The sequence below is a fragment of the Mariniflexile sp. HNIBRBA6329 genome (assembly GCF_043558645.1).
Classification (GTDB): Bacteria; Bacteroidota; Bacteroidia; order Flavobacteriales; family Flavobacteriaceae; genus Mariniflexile.
This window is the reverse complement of sequence record NZ_JBIFXS010000006.1, coordinates 163584-184172: the sequence shown is the minus strand read 5'-3', so window position 1 is coordinate 184172 and position 20589 is coordinate 163584. Positions and strand designations below refer to the sequence as shown.

The following is a 20589-nucleotide window of genomic DNA, read 5'->3' as shown; positions in this document are numbered from 1 at the left end:
ATAGAAATTAAAATATAATTAGAAATGAATAAAATAGTTTTGTTGCCTTTAGTCTTTTTGAGTTTGTTTTTTCAAGTCAATTGTCAATCAAAAAAGTCTTATGTAAAATATAAAGATGCGTCCTTATCTGTTGATGAGCGCGTTGAGGCCTTATTGCCGTTATTGTCTTTAGAAGAAAAAGTAGCCCAAATGCGAATTTTTCATGCCAATATTGGTGTGGAGGCTGATATCAAAGGGAATTTAAAACTATCTGATAAAGTCGTTGAAAAATTAAAATTAGGAACAGCAGGTATTAAAAACCCAGGTGAACATATGGACGCCGTTGCAGCTGCAAAATTCAATAATGCGCTTCAAAAATATATTATTGAAAATAATCGCTGGGGAATTCCAGGGTTATTTGTTACTGAATCTTACAATGGCGTGGATGCCGAAGGTTGCACCAAGTTTGGAAGACCTATAAATTCTGCAGCGTCGTTTAATCCAGATTTAGTTTATAAAATTTGGGATGTTGTTGGAAAAGAAGCGCGTTTACGCGGGATGCATATGTGCCATTCTCCTGAAGCCGATTTAGTTCGCGACCCACGTTTCGGCAGAATGTCTGAAGCCTTTGGAGAAGATACGTATTTAACAACTCAAATGGTGACAAATGCCATAAAAGGCGTGCAAGGAAACTATGAAGGATTAGGCAAAGGCACGCATATTGGAGCTGTGGCTAAACATTTTGCTGGTTATGGGCAAGTTTTAGGAGGCTCCAATTTCGCAGCCATCGAAATTTCTGAACGTACTTTAATTGATGAAATTTATCCGCCTTTTGAAGCTGCAGTTAAAGACGCAAAAACACTAGGGGTTATGGCGTCACATGGCGATTTAAACGGTATTGCAAGTCATGGAAATCCAGAATTATTGACAGGCGTATTAAGAGATCAATGGGGTTTTGATGGTTATGTAGTTTCCGATTCAAACGACATAGCACGGTTGTATTATTTTATGAAAGTGGCAGAAACACCAGAAGCAGCAGCTTTAATGGGCTTAGAAGCTGGAATTGATATCGATTTATACGCTGAAGATTCTTATGCATACTTACCTGAAATGGTAAAGAAAAACCCTGAAATTGAAAAACTAATCGATAGGTCGGTAAGACGTGTTTTAAGAACGAAGTTTATTCTTGGGCTTTTCGATAATCCATATATTAAGATTTCTGAAGTTGAAAAAGGGGTTCGTGCTAAATCGTCTTTAGATTTGGCGAAGGAATCAGATTTAGAATCCATCATTTTATTAAAAAACGAGAATAATATATTACCGCTCGATAAAAATAAGCCAACAAAAATCGCACTTTTAGGCCCTTTAGTAAAGCCTTCAACAAAAAAAATGTTCGAAACTGCAGCAAGCTCTAATGTTTCATTTATCGCCGAAAAAGGGTTTGATTTAACCGATGGAAAAGGTGGAGCCCCTAATTTATTAGAAAGAGATCCTGTTGCCATAGAAAAAATGGTTGACATGGCTAAAAATGCAGATCTTTCTATAGTATTTGTTGGAGGCGATGAGTATACCGCAAAAGAAGCTTTCTTTAATAGTGCACTTGGTGATAGAGCAAGTATAGACCCAGTAGGAGCGCAAGACGAATTGGTTGAAAAACTGAAAGCTACAGGAAAACCTGTTATTGTAGTATTAAAACACCGTAGAACTTTATCTATTAATGTGTTTTCTGAACAAGGAGATGCTATTCTGGATACTTGGGATTTAAGTGAATTTGGGGATGAATCAACTGCTAGAATTATTTTTGGAGATGCTTCACCGTCAGGGAAATTACCTGTAACCGTGCCAAGAACTATTGGACAGATTCCTTTTCATTATTCAATGAAAGAAATAAATTACAAAAAAGGGTATTTGTTTTTAAAAGATGGTCCGTTGTATCCCTTCGGTTTTGGGTTAAGCTATGCTAAGTTTAAGTATTCTAATTTGAAATTATCAAGCAATGACATGACACCTAATTCTGAAATTGAAGTAACGGTAGAAGTAAAAAACACCAGTAATGTAAAAGCCAAAGAAGTCGTTCAGATGTATATTAAAGATGAAATTGGCTCGGTTACGCGACCTGATAAAGAATTGAAAGCGTTTGAAAAAATCGAATTGAACCCAGGTGAATCCAAAGTTGTGAAATTCAAGATACATCCTAAAATGTTAGAATTTACAGGACTTAAAATGGAAAAAGTATTGGAAGCGGGAGATTATACCGTAATGGTTGGAACGTCTTCACAAGAATATTTAAAAACATCGTTTAAACTTAAAACAAATTAAAATGGTTAAAGTATCAGTAGTTAAATTTATTACATTTTTTGCAGCTGTAAATTTATTATTGGGGTGTAAAGTTTCAGCCCAAACCAATACACTCGACAAAAATTTTATAAAGGCTTCCATGATTAAAGCATTAGAATGGCAGGAAGCGCATCCAATTTTTGCGATTGCACCTACCGATTGGACAGCTGGAGCTTATTACACAGGTGTTGCGAAAGCGCATCAGGCCACCAAAGACCAAATGTACATGGCAGCGCTTAAAAATCAGGCTTACTGGAATAATTGGCAGACGTATAGTAGGTTGCATCATGCCGATGACGTTGCTATTTCTTATAGTTATTTGTACATCGATATAAATGACGGTAGACGAAATTTTGTGGATTTAGAGCCAACAAAAAAATTCTTAGATGCCCATTTATTTGATGACGATGAGTGGAAAAAAGGAACAGATAAAAGTGAATATGGCAGAACTATTTTGTGGTGGTGGTGCGATGCCTTATTTATGGCGCCTCCAGTGCTTAACCTTTATGCGAAGCATACCAAACAGCCAAAATATTTAGACGAGATGCATAAGTTTTATATGCAGACCTATAATCAATTATATGATAAAGAGGAGCAATTATTTGCACGCGACATGCGATTTGTATGGACAGGTTCAGATAAAGACCAAAAAGAGCCTAACGGAAAAAAAATATTTTGGTCGCGTGGTAATGGGTGGGTAATTGCCGGTTTAGCTTTAATTTTAGAAGATATGCCAAAAGATTACGAACATCGTCCTTTTTATGAAAACCTGTATAAAGAAATGGCAGAGAAAATTATATCAATACAACCCAAAGATGGCGTATGGAGAACTAGTTTATTGTGTCCTGAAACCTATAACCATGGGGAAGTAAGTGGTAGTGCCTTTCATACCTACGCGTTGGCATGGGGCATTAACAATGGCTTGTTAGATAAAAAACACATTCCTGCGGTAAAAAAGGCTTGGAACGGTTTAGTTAAATGTCAACATAAAGATGGTCGTGTAGGTTGGGTGCAAAACATTGGTGCATTTCCTGAACCTGCATCTTATGATAGCTATCAAAATTTTGGTACTGGTGCCTTTTTAATGGCAGGTAGCGAGATTTTAAAAATGCAATAAAAATTGATAAATAGATAAATTATGAGAATAAATATAGCTAAGAAATTCGTGCTTATTTTATCATTATTATTTTTTGGCTATGAGGTAAATGCCCAAGTGCTATGGCATGGAGATCCTAATTTATCTGTTAATGATAATTTTAGACGATTAGATCCTGACGGTAATAGTAACCCCACTGGAACTGATTGTGTTGATGACCCAAATAATGTGCCTTTTGTTGCCACTCCTGTTGATGCTGAGTTTGGTAAATTTTGGCGTGTTACGAAGCCAGCATCCAGAAAACGTGCAGAATTAGCGAGAACTACAGGAGATGTAAATAGTTTTGTTCCACAGAATGGTAGCACCTACTATTACGGATGGCGCTGGCGCATCAATGCAACGCCTAATCTAGCCAATGATATTGCTGTGTTTCAATGGAAGACTGACGATGGTGGTGATATCAATAATAATAAACAGAACTATCCATTTAATATGGAATACGATGGGACGTTTTTAAGTCTCCATGCTTTTGGTCCAGCTGAACCTAATTGGAATAGACCTGGGTCAATAACCCAAAGAAGGACCACATTATGGAAACAAGCAGTTTCAGAAAACCAATGGGTAAGTTTTGTTGTTAAAGTAAATGTAGCCGATTCGTACGACAGTGTGAATAATCGATATCAAGGTTATATAGAGTTTTGTTTTAATGGTGTACAGCAAACATTGTCCAATATTGATTTTAACCAATATCAAGCTGTTCTCGCAAATGCTAATACAAGAGCCTATCATAAAACGTTTGATGGTATTGAGGTGTACCCTAAGTGGGGGGCTTATAATCAAAATGCCTGTGATTTTGAGGTGATTACGGATTTTGATGACATGCGTGTTGCTTCAACATACCTTGAAGCACTTCCTAGTGGTTCAAATGGTGGAAATCCAACCAATGGTTTAGAAGGAAAATATAAAATTAAGCACAGTGTAACGGGGAAGTATTGGACTGTAGACACTGCAAATTCAAATATTATTACGGCCGATGAAATTTCGCCAAATAATGATTCACAAATTTTTGAATTAAAATCTGTGGGTTCTAATGGTTATTATAATATTTCTTGTACGCTTACGGGATGGGATGCAGTAAGATTTGAATCGCTTAATGTTTATCCTACTACAACTGCAACACCCACCACAGATACAAACAATACAAGAATTTTTGAGTTTGTTTCTAACGGTTCTGGGGCATACGATATCCATACGCCACAGACAACTACTGGAAGGTATGCATATGATAATTCGGGTGATGTTAATTACACAAGTTCAGCTACAGCTAACACGAAATGGCTATTAGAAAATACGAATCCTCTTAGTAGTGCAGATTTTGATAGAAATTCAGTCTTCATTTCTAACCCTATTGATGACGAAATTATAATTGAAGGATTGGAAAAAAAAGTCAATAAAATTGAAGTGTTTAACATAGTTGGCAAAACTATAGTAGTGAAAAACGTAAAAGGTGCATCATCTATACGAATAGACGCTAATACCTTAACCAGTGGTTTATACTTTGTTAAATTTTACGGAGAAGCGTCAATATATACAAGAAAAATCATCAAAAGATAGAAACTTAAGTGTAGATAAAAAACCAGTTTTCCATTCCAAATGGTTTGCAGTACAGAACAGGATAACTTCTGTTTTTTTTATGAATACCTTTATTAATTGCACATTAGAACTAGCAAGTTAGATGCTTAGTTTTTAAATGGAAAAATGCATATTAATTTATCTATAATCATGAAGAAAACTACGCCATCAAATAAGCAATTCATTAAATATTGTTTCCTTTTTGCATGTATAATCAGCTTCCTTTTAAAAGTCGAAGCACAGACCTATCCCTTTAGTTTACCCGAATCCATTACAGCTTCATTAAACGTGCAGACTGCTAATAAAGAGCCTTTTAATAACAAGCTTATCGGGTATAATATTCAAGGGTTTAAAACACAAGCACAAAAAGATTTTGTGAAGTTGGTAAATCCAGTAACCATACGTTTTCCTCATGGCGTATGGGCTAATTTTTACAAATGGCAAACTGATGGGTATCAAGATGATGCTTATGACAATAGAGATCACGAAGAAGCGCTTCAAACTTTTGTGTGTTGTATTAAAGGCGATATAGATGGAATTGCCGAATTAAATGCAGACAGAAAAGCAATTAATAACGGTAAGGGTTATGATATGATGTGGACGTATTCCATCAATTTTGATGATGGAGCAAGTAGTGTAGCCAGAGCACAAAAAGATATTGGTTTAGGTTTAGAGGTTAATGCCGTAGAATTAGGAAATGAGCATTTTTGGTTAGGGCAACGTTCTTTAAGAACTGAAACTCCAGAAATGTATTTAGCAGCGGCATCTGAGGTTTCCAGTGCTTTAAAAACAGCGTTTCCAGATATTAAATTGTCAATACCATTAAGTTGGAGAAGAAGCCACGAAGCCTATAATAATACCATTAAAGGTGATGGTAATTTTTTCGATGCTATTTCACTTCATAAATATATGGGCGCAGATCCCGATGTACCGGGTGAAAGTGATAGTGCCTATAGCTCCTTGTTAACAGCAAAATTACAATTAGAAGAAGATGCCAACTGGGTGCGGAGTTTTGCTCCAGGAAAACCTATTTGGTTAACCGAATGGGGCGTGTCCGCAGGAAGCAACGTACACGCTGCGGCTTGTTTAGGAATGGCAGATGTGTATTTGTTTATGTCCGAAAATCAAGATGTATACGAACGGGCTAACTGGTTTATTTTTAATAGAGTGCTTAATGCCATGGTAGTGCTGGATAGTAATAAAGAGCCCGTGTATCCATTGCAAAAAAGAGGCTATCTATCTACTTACGAAATTATACAGGATGTTTTTAGAGACGCAACCATGCTCAATGGTACAGTTACGTCTTCTTCACAATTAACAGTTTCAAGAGGCTCTGTAAATGCCATAAATGCCAGAGCCACAACAAATGAATTTGGCGAAACCAAGGTAATTGCAGTAAACCTAACGGACAAGCCCGTAACCTTCGATTTGAAATTTGATAATGTGGTTTATACAAAAAGCTTTAAACACGAGGCTTTAGTATTTGATAATTTAGGAGTTGTAGCCAACATCGATTATTTTTCAAACCCCTTACAGATTATAAAAGAAGGTACTGGTACCATTACACTTCCTCCATTGTCGGTGAGTAAAATCTCTGGCATTTATTACGATGAGTCTATTAAATTAATTCCTGGTATTATTGAAGCCGAAGATTACAAAGCAGGAGGTGACTGTGTTGGCTATTCTGATACGACACCCGATAACACCCTAAGTCCAGGTATAGATACAGATGGTGTTGATGTGGGGATGGATAATGGAATCACCTACGTTGGGGATACCCAAAATGGCGAGTGGTTAAAATACGATGTCAATGTATTGAATACAGGTGATCACGATTTTGAATTTCTATATGCTGCCCAAAATTCGGGAGCATTAGTGAGTATAGAAATTGACAGCGTGTTATTGTTTGATAATTTCTCATTACCACAAACGGGTGGTGGCACAGATTTTCAAAGCGTGACGAAGTTTATCGTTTATTTAACCAAAGGGCTTCACGAACTAAAAATTAACGTACAAAATGCTGGTTTTAATTTAGATAAGCTGAATATTACCTACCTGCCTCCACTAGAAGCACCCACATTTGTAACACCAAAAAATATAGACAATATAGAGCCAGGGAATAATATTGAAGTACAGGCTACAACCACCTTAGCTCCAGAAAATATGGCTAGTTTAGCGCTTTATATAAATAATAATTTAGTTAGAAGTATTACTACTGCGCCATTTACATGGGGATACAGTGGTCAAAACGATGTATTATTAGAGAACATTGCTAGCGGAAATTATACCTTGAAATTAGTGTTAACCGATACTCATAATAGAACCATTGAAAAATCTATAACAATAACAAGCAATACTTACCCAACCCGACCATTTTCAGGGTCACCACATACAGTACCTGGAACTATTCAACTTGAAGATTATGATTTTGGCGGACAAGGTTTCGCGTTTTCCGATGCCGATGTTGGTAATTCTGGTGGTGTTTATAGAACTCAAGTTGGGGATGATGTAGATGTTTCGGTAGGAGGCACCAATTATATAATAAGCGATTTAAAACCCAATGAATTTACAAGATACACCATTAATGTAACAGAATCTGGACGATACGAAATGATTGTAAATTTCAGAACGTTTTCAACAACTTCAAAATCCTTGGCAGCGTATTTACTTCCCAAAGATTTATCATCATCAACAGAATTATTTTACGACCGTGGAGGCTCCACAACTTCAGGAATTATCAGGTCGGAAGACCAAAGTGGCTCTGTTGTATTTCTTGATTATAAGTCTATAGAATTTGATCTAAATGCAGGTGTTTTTGTTTTAGAATTTAGGATTCCGCAAGGCGGAAATGGGCCTTCTTACGATTATATAACGCTAAATAAAGTAGCTTCCTTAAGTGTTAATGATGTTTCACTAACAACTGAAAAATTAAAAGTTTACCCAGTGCCTAGTAAAGATGGTAGATTTAATTTAGATAAGTCTACAGAATGGAAGGTTTACACTTTGTTAGGAACTCAAATAGCTCAAGGAAACGGAGTTTTAGTTGATATTTCTAAGTTTTCAAAAGGCATCTGTCTATTGAAAACTAATTCTGGAGTAATTAAAAAATTAGTTTATAAATAATCGATAGTATTTTCAGACAAGATTTAGAGTGCAACAAAGCTCAAAAAAAGATTAAAAATTTTTGGTGTTAGCTTGAGCACCCGTTTTATATTGTAAATAGTATTAAATATTGATTTTCTCGAATTAAAAGACATTTATTAGGTTTGACCCAGACAAAACAGGACAGGGTAAGTGTTTCAAAATCATAACTTAGCGTAATTAACTATTTAAAACTAATATTATGAAAAAAATTACTTTAAAAATTAGTGTATTTTTACTTCTAGCCTTGTTTGCGCTTCAAGTTCAGGCTCAACCATGTCCTGAAGTTTGGACTGAGAACGGTACTTATAAGATTTCAACATGTGGTCTGACCCCCGAGCTTTACATGACCATTAATGGTAGTACAGGTGCTTTAGAATGGGCTGCAGAAATACCAGGCGAAGATCCAACACAAGTTTGGACTATAACAGACCATAGAACCCCAGCAGGTCCAGGATTGATGGAAGTTTGGGCAACCATACCTGGTGTAGGAAACTTTACCATGGCTGTGGACGATATAACGAATTATCCAGTTGTAACGCTTATTGCAAGACCAGGAGATCCTGTAAGTGGTACAGGTACTGGTGATTGGTCGGGTAAAGACCAGTTTCAAAGGAGAAGAACGGCTGGTTTTGGTGGTCCTGGAAACAATGCATTGTTTTTTCAATCAGCAACGGGTACAAATTCAAGATACGGTGTAATTCCAACAGCAGCAGGTGACCCTGTTCAATTTGACGGTGGTGGAATTGATGCACTTCGATTCGTTCTTGTAGCGGCATTAAGCACTGAAGATTTTGATACAAGTTCAATATTTATTTCTAACCCAGTTAATAATGAATTATCTATTAAAGGGCTTACTTCTAATGTTAAACAAGTTTCTGTTTATTCGTTACTTGGTGCTAAAGTTTTAACAAAAAAAGTTGATGGACAGTCTGCAATTAATGTAGATGTTAGTGCGCTTTCAAGTGGTTTTTATATTGTAGAACTATCTGGAGAATCAGGGAGATTTACTAAAAAAATAATCAAGCAATAAGGTAAAAATAATCTTTTTACTTTTAAAAAAGACCATTTAATTGTTGTTAAATGGTCTTTTTTTTATCAAAATCATCAAATTTTCTAAAAAATGTGTTTAAGCGTTGCCAATACCAAAACAATTGAATTTTTTTTATTGTTAAATTATTTTAGCTTCCCAACAAAGCAGGACAGGTCAACTATTATATTTTTATATTATTGCTATATACAGAATAAAATTTTGTAGAAATTATTGTTTAAAATAAAAAATATAAAAATGAAATGGAACGCTTTAAATAAATTAATTCTAGGTACTGTAATTATATTAGGTGGTTTACAATCCTGTAAATTAACCCAAGAACAAGACAATGCGCCTTGGGATTATTTAATTAACTCTGATAATACTGAAGGTTGGACTATTTTAGGTGGTGAAGCTATTTATAAAGTAAAAGATGGCGTAGTTACAGGAACTACCGTAGCCAACACACCAAATACTTTTTTAACTTCAAATAAAAAGTATAGTGACTTTATTTTTGAGATAGATTTTAAAGTTGATTCTATAATGAATTCCGGAATACAAATTAGAAGTAACAGTTTTCCCTACTACCAAAATGGACGAGTTCATGGTTACCAAGTAGAAATTGACCCTTCAAAAAGATCTTGGAGCGGAGGTATTTATGATGAAGGTAGAAGAAAATGGTTAAATCCTTTAGAAAATAACCATAAGGCACAGGCTGCTTTTAAACAAAATGAATGGAATCATTATCGTATTGAAGCCATTGGCGATACGATTAAAACATGGATTAATGATGTACCAGCATCTTATTTAATAGACGATAAAACCTCAATCGGTTTTATTGGGTTGCAAGTGCATTCCATAGGTAATGACAAAAAAAAGTTAGGAAAAACAGTTATGTGGAAAGATGCTAAGATTTTAACTAAAAATCTATCAAAATATTCTAAAATATCGCCATTAGAACCCTTAGTAACAAAAAATAACCTGACGTTTCAAGAAAAGAAAGAAGGTTGGAAAATGTTATGGGATGGTAAAACCACAAAAGGATGGAGAGGAGCCAAATTAGATAAATTCCCTGATCAAGGTTGGGAAATTAAAGACGGTGAATTAATTGTAATCTCATCAGGCGGGGCTGAATCTGCCGCAGGCGGAGACATTGTTACGGAAGAATTATACGGTGATTTTGAATTACAAGTAGATTTTAAATTAACACCGGGTGCAAATAGTGGCATTAAATATTATGTAGATACTAATATTAACAAAGGTTTCGGATCGTCCATAGGTTTAGAATATCAAATTCTTGATGATGCCCTGCATCCTGATGCAAAACTTGGCAGTCATGAAGGTAGTAGAACGGTTTGTTCTCTTTATGATTTGATTCAAGCCAACCCAGAAAAGCCAATCAATGCCATTGGGGAGTGGAATAGCGCATACATCATTTCAAAAGATAACCATGTTGAGCACTGGTTGAACGGAATGAAAGTTTTAGAATATGACCGTGGAAGTGATGCATTTTTAAAATTGGTTTCTGAAAGTAAATATGAAAAATGGCCAGGTTTTGGTTTACTGGAAAAAGGACAAATTTTATTACAGGACCATGGAGATCGCGTAGCTTTCAAAAACATTAAAATTAAATCACTTTAAACTTATGTCTTCAAGAAGAAATTTTATAAAAAAAACAACATTGGCAGGTGCTGCAATTACGGTAGGAAGTTCAGCCATGGCTATGTCTGCCAAAAGTTATAATAACATCATGGGTTCCAATGAGCGTTTAAACGTTGCTATAGCTGGTTTAGGGAGAAGACTAACTGCATTTAAAGAACCTATAGCTTTAAAAGAGAGTAATGTTAAATTATTGTATTTATGCGATGTCATGGAAAGCCAGCGCTTAAAAGGCTTAAAAGCATTTAGAGAACATATTGATTACAATCCTGCTTTGGAAAATGATATTAGAAAGGTTTTAGATGATAAGCATGTAGATGTGCTTATTAATGCTACACCAGACCATTGGCATACTCCGGGTTCTATAATGGCCATGAAAGCAGGTAAGCATGTATATGTTGAAAAACCTTGTAGCCACAATATGTATGAGAATGAACAATTGGTAAAAGCTTCAAAACATTTCAACAAAATAGTTCAAATGGGGAATCAGCAACGTTCTTCAGATCATTCCATTGAAATTATTAATAAAATCCATAACGGAATCATTGGTAAACCCTATAAAGCTGTAGCTTTTTTTAATAATGGTCGGGGCAAAGTGCCGCTTCAAAAAAGCGTTCCAATCCCAGCGGGTTTAGATTGGGATTTATGGCAAGGGCCGGCCCCTAGAAGAGCATATACTTCAGAAACATGGGATTATAACTGGCATTGGTATGGTTGGGATTATGGAACTGGTGAAGCAGGAAATAATGGCACACATGAAATAGATGTAGCACGTTGGGCATTGGAAGTAGATTTTCCTCAGCATGTTTATGTTGAAGCAGAAAAGTGTCATTTCCAGGACGATGGTTGGGAAATGTACGACGATATGGAGGCCACTTTCAAATTTGCGGACAATAAAGTTATTAAATGGGATGGAAAATCTCGTAATAGCTATAATACGTATGGTGGTGGTCGTGGCACCATAATTTATGGAACGGAAGGTTCTGTTTTTGTAGATAGACGTAAATATATGATGTACGATCGAAATGGCCAATTAACCAAAGAGTTCGATTCAAATTCAGATGAGGCAGGGACCGCGTTGGGCGGTGGAGGTGATACATCTACCAAACACGTTCAAAATCTTTTTGATACCATTCGAGGAAAATCACAATTAACGGCATCTATAGACGATGCTAGTAAAAGTATGGCTATGGTTCATTATGCCAACATAGCTTACCGTATAAATAAAGGTTTCGATATTGATGATAAAACAGGCTTGATGTACGATAGGGAAGCTATGAAATTATGGTCACGAACCTATGAACCTGGTTGGGAGCCAATATTTTAAATGTCATTAAATAAATTGCATTTGTTTCTAGTGGCAAGATTCATTTGGGCATAAGTGATGTTTCCAAAGGTATTTATGTGCTTAAGCTTAATTTAGATAACCCGAGTATATAAAGCTAATTAAGAAATAAAATAGTTTAACATAACGAATGAATTAATATATGAAGCGTAAAATTATTCTTTTGGCAATTGGGGTAGTTTTTTTTGGATACCAAGCCATGTGTCAGAATGTGTCAATAAATTCAGATGGGTTTACATTCCAAGTATTAAGCGAAAACTTTAAAAATCCTTCGCTTGCTTACCGTCCAGAAACATGGTTTCACCTTAACGGAAATAACATTAGCAAAGCGGGTTTAACCTTAGATTTAGAAGCTATAAAAAATGCTGGTTTACAAGGCATTCATTTATTTAATAAAGCAGGTCAACCTTATCCAAATGTTGAACCTATTAAAATATTATCACCTGAGTGGGAAGACATGATACGTCATGCAGCAGATGAGTGTAAGCGATTAGGTTTGAAATTCACCATGCAAAACTGCCCGGGATGGTCTATGACGGGAGGTCCTTGGGTACCAGCGGAAGAGGCGCAGCGTGAACTGGTTGAAACAACATACAGATTAAAAGGTAGACAGAATTTTAATGAGGTGCTCGAAATAGATTCATTATTCACAACAAAAGATTATGATTATAAAGACGTTTTGATGCTTGCTTTTCCAACGCTTCACGGAGATGATTTAGCTTCACATAATCCATTAAAAATTGAAACCAATAATGCATTGATTCCTTGGGAAGCTATGTTCAATCCTGCGTCTAAAATTATTGTTGACGATAAAACAACAAAATTAGACAAACCACTCGATGCATATCGTAAAACAGGAATTGCTAAAATTAACACAAATGACACTTGGGTAAAAACAACATTTCAAAACCCAATAACCTTGCGATCTATTGTTTTTCCGCCGTTGCGACATATCATTATGGATTCACAGTATCCACAAGTGGATGTTAATGTAAAGGTTCAAGCGGTTATAAATAACAAATTAACTCATATTTCAACCATTAATTTACCTGATGCCAATTGGAACGATAGGCAGAAACATCTCACCTTAGCAATTCCCGAAACCACATCGAAAGAATTTGTTTTCACTTTTGAAGGTGAACATGTTATTCAACCAGAATTTATACGCTTATCTTCAAAACCAAGATTACATAATCATGAAGCTAAAGCTGGAAAAGCCTTCAGACGTCTTGAAAAGGACGTTACGTTCGAATTTCCAAATAATACCATAATCACTTCCAATCAAATTATTAACCTTTCTGATAAATTAACACCCGAAGGAAAATTAAAGTGGAAAGTGCCAGAAGGCAATTGGACGGTGGTGCGTTTTGGACATATTAATATGCGATTAACAAATAAGCCTGCAGTTCCCGAGGCTACAGGTTGGGAGTCCAGTAAATTAGATAAAAAAGCCATTGAAAATCATTTAAGAAATGGCATGATAGGTAATTTGATAAAGGATGGCGGACCCATTGGCGACGGTAAATTACATGGGCTTTTAATAGATAGTTGGGAAAGCCATATACCAACGTGGACCATGAATTCTGAGGACATGTTTACAGAATTTGAAACGCGTAGAGGCTATAGTATGAAGCCTTATTTACCCGCCACCATGGGGTATATTATTGAAAGTCCTGAGATAACTACAAAATTTTTAAGAGATCTTCGTCAAACCATGGATGATGTTTATGTTGATAATTTCTTTTCTCATTTCGCAACTGTTGCACATGATATGGGCGCTAAAGTTTATACCGAAGGCGCTGGTGGTGAAGTATTGCCAATCGACCCTATGCGGTATTATGGTGTAAGCGATATTCCTATGACGGAGTTCTGGTACCCTTCTGCACCATCCGCTCAAAATGAATATGCAAAACCAATATATAATGCGGCTTCTGCAACACATTTATACAACAAGCCCGTATTAGCTGCCGAAGCTTGTACCCAAGTTGGTGTAAAATGGAACGAGCATCCGTTCACCGTTAAATATTTAATAGATTATAATTTTACAAAAGGCGTTAATCATTTAGTGTTTCATACGTTTTCACATACACCGCAAAAAGAAGTCTATCCAGGTTCTAGTTTTGGGGGCAACATTGGTTTTCCTTTAGTAAGAAATCAAACTTGGTGGAAGTATATGTCAGATTGGACCGATTATTTAACTAGAAACCAATACATGCTGCAACAAGGAGAATATGTAGCCGATGTACTTTGGTATTATGGTGATAATTTTGAACGTCCGCCATTTGATTTAGATTATTTTCCGAAAGGCTATCGATTCGATTATTTAAACGCTGAAATTTTACAGGAAAAATTGAGTATTGTAGATGGTAAAATTCATGTAGAACATGCGGGCGACTATCGTGTTATTGTATTACGAGATTCTAAAGACATGTTACTTTCTACAGCACAAAAATTAAAAGAGTTGGTATTAGCAGGCGCTATAATTGTAGGCAATAAGCCTATAGATTCGCCAAGTTTAATGGATGCCGAAATGGATTTAAAAGCCTTAAAATCTATTGCCGATGAGTTATGGGGGACAAGTAAAAGCGGGGTTAAACAAATAGGCAAAGGAAAAGTATATTGGGGAAAAAGCATTGATGAGGTTTTAAATGAAGAAAGCATTTCACCAGATGTAGTTGTTCCTAAAGATTTAGATATTAATTGGATTCATCGTAAAACAAATGATACCGATATTTATTTTGTTGCTTCAAAAATTGATAAACCCATTGATGTTGCTTTAAGTTTTAGGTTACAAGATGTATATCCTCAAATTTGGGATGCTTTTACAGGAGAACAAGCTGAAGCAAAAATTTGGAGCAAATCAAGTCAACGTACCAATGTCGTATTGTCTTTACCCGCAAGCGGAAGTGTTATTATAGTTTTTTCAAAAGGTGATAAACAGCCCTATGCTTCAAAAGTAAATTTTAGTAATGACGTAATTTTGAATGCGGAAACAGGATGGTTTAGAAGTCATGATACAGCAGATTTGCCTAAATTATCATGGCTTGGAGAAACACTGATGGCTTACAAAACAGGTAGCTATGACTTTTATTTTAATGATAATAAAATAACCAAAAATATTTCGGTTAAAGAAAGTTCGCTGCAATCACAATGGACATTAAAATTCGGCGCAGGTTGGGATACTCCAGAATCTATTGAATTACCAATTTTAAAATCATTAACCCAATTAGAAGATGAGGCTGTAAAACATTATTCCGGTACCATAACATATGCCAAAACGATTAAATTAAAGCATTTAGGAAAACAAACGATGTTAGATTTAGGCGAGGTTTATAATATCGCCGAACTTTGGATCAATAATAAAAAGGTAGGTGTTAAATGGGCAGCACCGTTTATTTTTGATATTTCGAACTACGTGCAGAAAGGTGATAATAAGATTGAAATTAAAGTAACCAATACCTGGAGAAATCAACTTATTTTTGATAATTACCGCTCTAAAGAGAACAAGAAAACTTGGACTACAAATCCACCTAAAACAAATGAAACCGAATTAGATGACTCAGGTTTAATAGGTCCAATTGTTTTAAAAATGATACCTTAATTTAAGTAAACGCTGTCAATTAGTTACATTTTAACTGATATTAGTTGAGGTTTATCGAAAAAACAGTGATTAAAAATTTTATACAGGATAATTCAGGATAGAGCTTTTCTTAAATATTTAGAACTTTAATAAAAATTAAAATTAAAACCATGAAAAGAAATACTTTTAAATCCATATTATGTTATGGTCTTGCGCTGTTTTCACTTTTTTTAACAGCACAAACAGCTCCCGATGAAGATGGAGTGCCATATACAACTTGTAATCCAGATGGCGCAAATGCTACTAGGACGTCAGATGATTTGCCAAACCCTGTTAATGTAGGAACTATTGATGACCGTACTTGTTACGCCAATTACAAAGAAAGTAATGTGTATGGAAAAACTTGGGGTGTATACAACATAACATTTGATTCAAATCAATTTGAGACAACTTTGCAGCCTAGAATGGAACGTTCATTAAGCAGATCTAGTCAAACAGGTGTTGGAAGTTATGCAAGATTTATAGGGACTTTTAGGATTCTTGAAGTGGGGGATACTTCAGGAACCAGTAGTGATGGTACGTATATAGCTCAAGCTAAAGGAAAACACACAGGAGGCGGTGGTTCTGCAGATCCAGCTATTTGTTTGTATTTGGCTAAACCCGTTTATGGCACAGGTGCTGATGCAGGTAAGCAAGTGTCGTTCGATATTTATGCTGAGCGTATCTTGATTCGTGGCGGAGAAGGAAGCAGCGGTAGAGAAATCGTTTTCCTAAAGAACGTAGCTAAAGATGCCGAAACTACCTTTGAGCTAGAGGTAGGTTTTAGAGAAGACCCAAACGATGCCTCTAAAAAAATCCATTATTGCGACGCTGTAATTGGAGGGGACGTTTTTAATTGGAATATTCCATCACCCGAAAGAGGAACAGAATCGGGTATCAGATATGGTGCATATAGAGTTAAAGGAGGTAGAGCTCAAATTAGATGGGCAAATACAACATACGAAAAGGCAGAGGTTGTGGATTCTAATCCGCCTCCTTCAACTGGAGATGTTTACAGGTTGAGAAATGTAGCTACCGGGAAATTCTTAACAGCTGTGGGTGATAGTGGTACACCAGTGACCATGAGCGATTCGGGTGAAGCTCAAAACACACATTGGACTTTTGTGGATAGCGGCATTTATTACAATATTAAAAATCAAACTTATGGAATACTGCGCGCACCAGGTTCCGGTGGTCCAGGTGGTCCTTATGTAGTTTTAAGCACTAGTTTTCAATCTTCAAGTGATGGTGATAAAGTTTGGACCATACATTTTGACGAAACTAATGAGACGTATAGATTTGAATCTGGCAGTAGCGGCAGATTTTTGTACCATGAAGCAAATGGGAGTGTAACCCATATTATAGTTCCAGAAACTGATAATAGAAGTAAGTGGGAGGCTATTATAGTTAGTGGGCCTCTTAGCACTTCAAAAAATGAAATCAATACATCATCTATTAAAGTATACCCAAATCCTGCAAATGATAAGTTCATTATAAATTTTAAAGGTTTAGGGAAAGCTTCAGTTAGTATTTACGATATTCTAGGAAAACCAGTTTATACAACTATAACGACCAATGATAAAATTGAGATTGAGACGAATAGTAAATTTCAATCGGGGATCTACCTCATTAAAGTATCGGATGAAAACCAAAAGGTTTATCATACCAAATTAGTATTACATTAATTTTGATTTTCTAATCATAAAGTAGAAAAACAGATTTTTCTGCTTTGTGGTGCTAAATAAATTAAGATTCTTAAAACTTGTTTTTAGAGAGATTTCTAAATTCACCAGGGGCAGACCCCTCTTAAAATAATTATCAATTTCAAATCCAAGCACCTCTTCCAGTATATCACGGAAAAATAAGAAAAGGTTTATTTATTCAAATAACAGCTAAGTACGGTCCAGTCACCTTACTTTCAGTGGTTGAGGGCAAAGGTGAAGTTTTTTTATTAGTAGTAGAAGGCGAATCGGTTGGAGATCCAGTGCTTCATATAGGTAATACCAACAGTCGATACTGTTTTTCAATAGACACACGCCCTTTTATGAACGAATTGTCTAAACAAGGGCCTTCGCATAATTGTGCTATTGGTGTGGGACACATAACCAATAAAATTGAAAAACTAGGCAATCTATTGAAATTCAAAGAGGTTCGAATTTGTTAGTTTTTGTTCAGTAATGCAAATCTTCCTTTAAAAAATTTAATCTAGCTATTAGCAACTAAAATATTGCAGCTGGTTAAGGGAGTGGATGGAGTTTTAGTTAATAATCAAGACAATACAGGACAAAAATCATATATCTAAGATTTAAGTTTACTGATAAAATAATTAAACGATATGAATTTCAAAAATAGTGTAATAATACAGTTTAGTTTGATTATTAGTTTAGTGCTATTTACATCCTTTAGCTATGTCAAAAACCCCAATTGGGGTAACGCACAATGGATCTGGCAAGAAGAGGCAGGGCCAGCCAATACCTGGGTCAGTTTTCGTAAAACTTTTGACCTTAAAAATGTTCCTTCTGAAGCTTTGGCACATTTGGCCGTAGATACCAAATATTGGCTTTGGGTGAACGGTAAAGCGGTTTTGTTTGAAGGTGGTTTGGCTCGTGGAGCGGCACCCAACACCAATTATTATGATGAGGTTGACTTAAAACCCTATTTAAAAGAAGGGCAAAACACCATTGCTATTTTGGTTTGGTACTGGGGAAGAACACGAAAAGTTCATGATGATAGTGGCAAAGGCGGTCTCTTATTTCATGCTAATTTAGGAAATCAGATTATAGAATCAAATGCGGATTGGAAGCTAAAAGTGCATCCAGCTTACGACCCTAATAGCGGTGGCGGTGGAGATTCTGCCAATCGTGTAAATGCTTACAATGTAAAATTTGATGCACGTTTGGCTATGGGGGATTGGTCTGATAAGGCGTGGTACTCTCAAAATTATGATGATAGTAATTGGAGCAGTCCAACCCTAAAAGGATTGGCAAACAGTTTACCGTGGGGTAATTTAGTGAAAAGAGCTATTCCGCAATGGAACGACAGAGGTTTAACTAATTATGAATCACTTAAAATTAGCTCTAAAACGGATAAGGTTAATATTGAATTACCTTATAAAAACAATACAGATGCTACAGTAATCATCCATGCTAAACTTCCTTTCAACAAACAAATTACACCTTATTTGAAAGTGAATAGTATTGCGGGTAAAACCATTATTGCAAATACCGACAATCCATTTAATATGTTAAGTGGAACTTATATTACGAAAGATGGGGAGCAAGCCTTTGAAAGTTATTCTTGGATAAATGGTCATGTAGTAACCTACAGTATTCCGCCAGGTGTTGAGGTATTAGACTTAAAATACCGATGGACAGGTGTTGGAGAAATGACAGGTAATTTTGAATGTAATGATGACTATTTTACACGTCTTTGGTGGATGGCACGTAATACCTTGTATATATGTGCCCGTGATGGCTATATGGATTGTCCAGATAGAGAACGTGGGTTATGGATAGGTGATGTAGCCGATCAAACAGGTGCCATTTTCTACACTTTGGATGATGCAGGACGTCAGCTGCTGAAAAAAGGAATTGACAATACGATTGCCTATCGCGCTGGTGATACGATTCAAGGGTTGGCACCTGGTTTTGGTGCTTACCGAGGTAAAAGTAGCGAACTGACCTGTCAAAGTTTACAATTTATCGATCAAGTAGTTTGGCAGTATTATTACAATACCGGAGATGAAGAAACTTTGTCAAATGCTTATCCTGCTATTTTTAACTATCTAAATCTTTGGAAAATGAAACTCAATGGCTTACCTGAGCATCGCAAGGGCTATGCCAATTGGGTAGATTGGGGGGAAGATACAGACCCAACTCCAACGAACGTTTGTTGGTATTATATGGCGCTAAAAGCTGCTAAAAATATGGCAATAGCATTGAAGCAAGATAAAGATATTGAATGCTATAGTAATCGAATAACAAGTATTGAAAAAAACTTCGCAAATGAGTATTGGCAAGGAACACATTATGGAACAAAAGGAAAACCAATAGAAGAGCGTACCACGTCTTTGGCTATTGTAAGTGGTTTGGCTGATAAAGCCCATTATGACAAATTAGTAGATTCTATTCTACTCCCTGTTCAAAAAGCAAGTCCTCACATGGAATGGCTTGCACAAGAAGCTATTATGTTGACAGGTCAATATGATAAGGGCTTGTTGCGAATGAAACAGCGTTATGAATCTCAAGTAAATAATAAAGAACTAACAACGCTTTATGAAAAATTTGACGATAAAAAACCTGGTACCCCTAACCATGCGTGGAATGCTCCTAATTATGTACTCTCTAGATATATTGCAGGAATAAAGGCAACTGATGTTGCTTGGAAATCCTTTGAAGTAAAACCAAATTTAGCGCATCTAACCTATGTAAAACAAATTGTACCTTCTGTAAAAGGAGATATATCCGTTGAAGTTAATAAATCAAAAGATACTTATTCTATTCATTTAATTTCTCCCAAAGAAACAACGGCGACCATTTATGTTCCTAAATCAGGTGAAAAAATTAAAAATATACGAGTGAATGGTAAAAAAGTTTGGAAAAACGATAAAAAACTGAATCAATTGGAAGGTTTTGAATATGAAAGTGAAGATTCAAATCATATCATGTTTAAATCTGCTTCAGGGAAATGGTCAGTAGTTTCTAAATATAAATAATGGGGGTATCAACAAATAGTACTTCTAATTAAAGTAG

General features: G+C 35.8%; 11 protein-coding genes. All 11 read left to right on the top strand.

Going from position 1 to position 20589, the window contains the following annotated elements:
- Positions 1 to 24: 24 nt before the first annotated feature.
- Positions 25 to 2298, top strand: coding sequence for a glycoside hydrolase family 3 N-terminal domain-containing protein (locus tag ACGK9U_RS09545; protein ID WP_394466148.1), 2274 nt, complete (start codon positions 25 to 27; stop codon positions 2296 to 2298).
- Position 2299: 1 nt separating this feature from the next.
- Positions 2300 to 3433 carry a glycoside hydrolase family 105 protein gene (locus tag ACGK9U_RS09540; RefSeq protein ID WP_394466147.1) on the top strand — a complete coding sequence of 378 codons (1134 nt, stop codon included), beginning with the start codon at positions 2300 to 2302 and terminating at the stop codon, positions 3431 to 3433.
- A gap of 21 nt (positions 3434 to 3454) precedes the next feature.
- Positions 3455 to 5026, top strand: coding sequence for a T9SS type A sorting domain-containing protein (locus ACGK9U_RS09535; protein ID WP_394466146.1), 1572 nt, complete (start codon positions 3455 to 3457; stop codon positions 5024 to 5026).
- Between the two features lie 168 nt (positions 5027 to 5194).
- Positions 5195 to 8167, top strand: a complete 2973-nt coding sequence (locus ACGK9U_RS09530) for a carbohydrate-binding protein (protein WP_394466145.1) — start codon at positions 5195 to 5197, stop codon at positions 8165 to 8167.
- 220 nt (positions 8168 to 8387) lie between these two features.
- Positions 8388 to 9218: a T9SS type A sorting domain-containing protein gene (locus tag ACGK9U_RS09525; protein ID WP_394466144.1), complete on the top strand. Its 831-nt coding sequence runs from the start codon at positions 8388 to 8390 to the stop codon at positions 9216 to 9218.
- 255 nt (positions 9219 to 9473) lie between these two features.
- Entirely contained in the window at positions 9474 to 10856 is a 1383-nt protein-coding gene (locus tag ACGK9U_RS09520; protein ID WP_394466143.1) for a DUF1080 domain-containing protein, read from the top strand.
- Positions 10857 to 10860: 4 nt separating this feature from the next.
- Positions 10861 to 12201, top strand: a complete 1341-nt coding sequence (locus ACGK9U_RS09515) for a Gfo/Idh/MocA family protein (RefSeq protein ID WP_394466142.1) — start codon at positions 10861 to 10863, stop codon at positions 12199 to 12201.
- A gap of 160 nt (positions 12202 to 12361) precedes the next feature.
- Positions 12362 to 15820, top strand: coding sequence for a glycosyl hydrolase (locus ACGK9U_RS09510; protein WP_394466141.1), 3459 nt, complete (start codon positions 12362 to 12364; stop codon positions 15818 to 15820).
- A 149-nt stretch (positions 15821 to 15969) separates the two neighbouring features.
- A complete protein-coding gene (locus ACGK9U_RS09505; RefSeq protein ID WP_394466140.1) occupies positions 15970 to 17523 on the top strand; it encodes a T9SS type A sorting domain-containing protein in 1554 nt (517 codons plus the stop codon).
- A 236-nt stretch (positions 17524 to 17759) separates the two neighbouring features.
- The gene (locus tag ACGK9U_RS09500) at positions 17760 to 18002 is read left to right on the top strand and encodes a hypothetical protein (protein ID WP_394466139.1); all 243 of its coding nucleotides are present in this window, start codon (positions 17760 to 17762) and stop codon (positions 18000 to 18002) included.
- Positions 18003 to 18173: 171 nt separating this feature from the next.
- Positions 18174 to 20552 (top strand): alpha-L-rhamnosidase C-terminal domain-containing protein, encoded by a 2379-nt coding sequence (locus ACGK9U_RS09495; RefSeq protein WP_394466138.1) that lies wholly within the window; start codon positions 18174 to 18176, stop codon positions 20550 to 20552.
- Positions 20553 to 20589 lie beyond the last annotated feature (37 nt).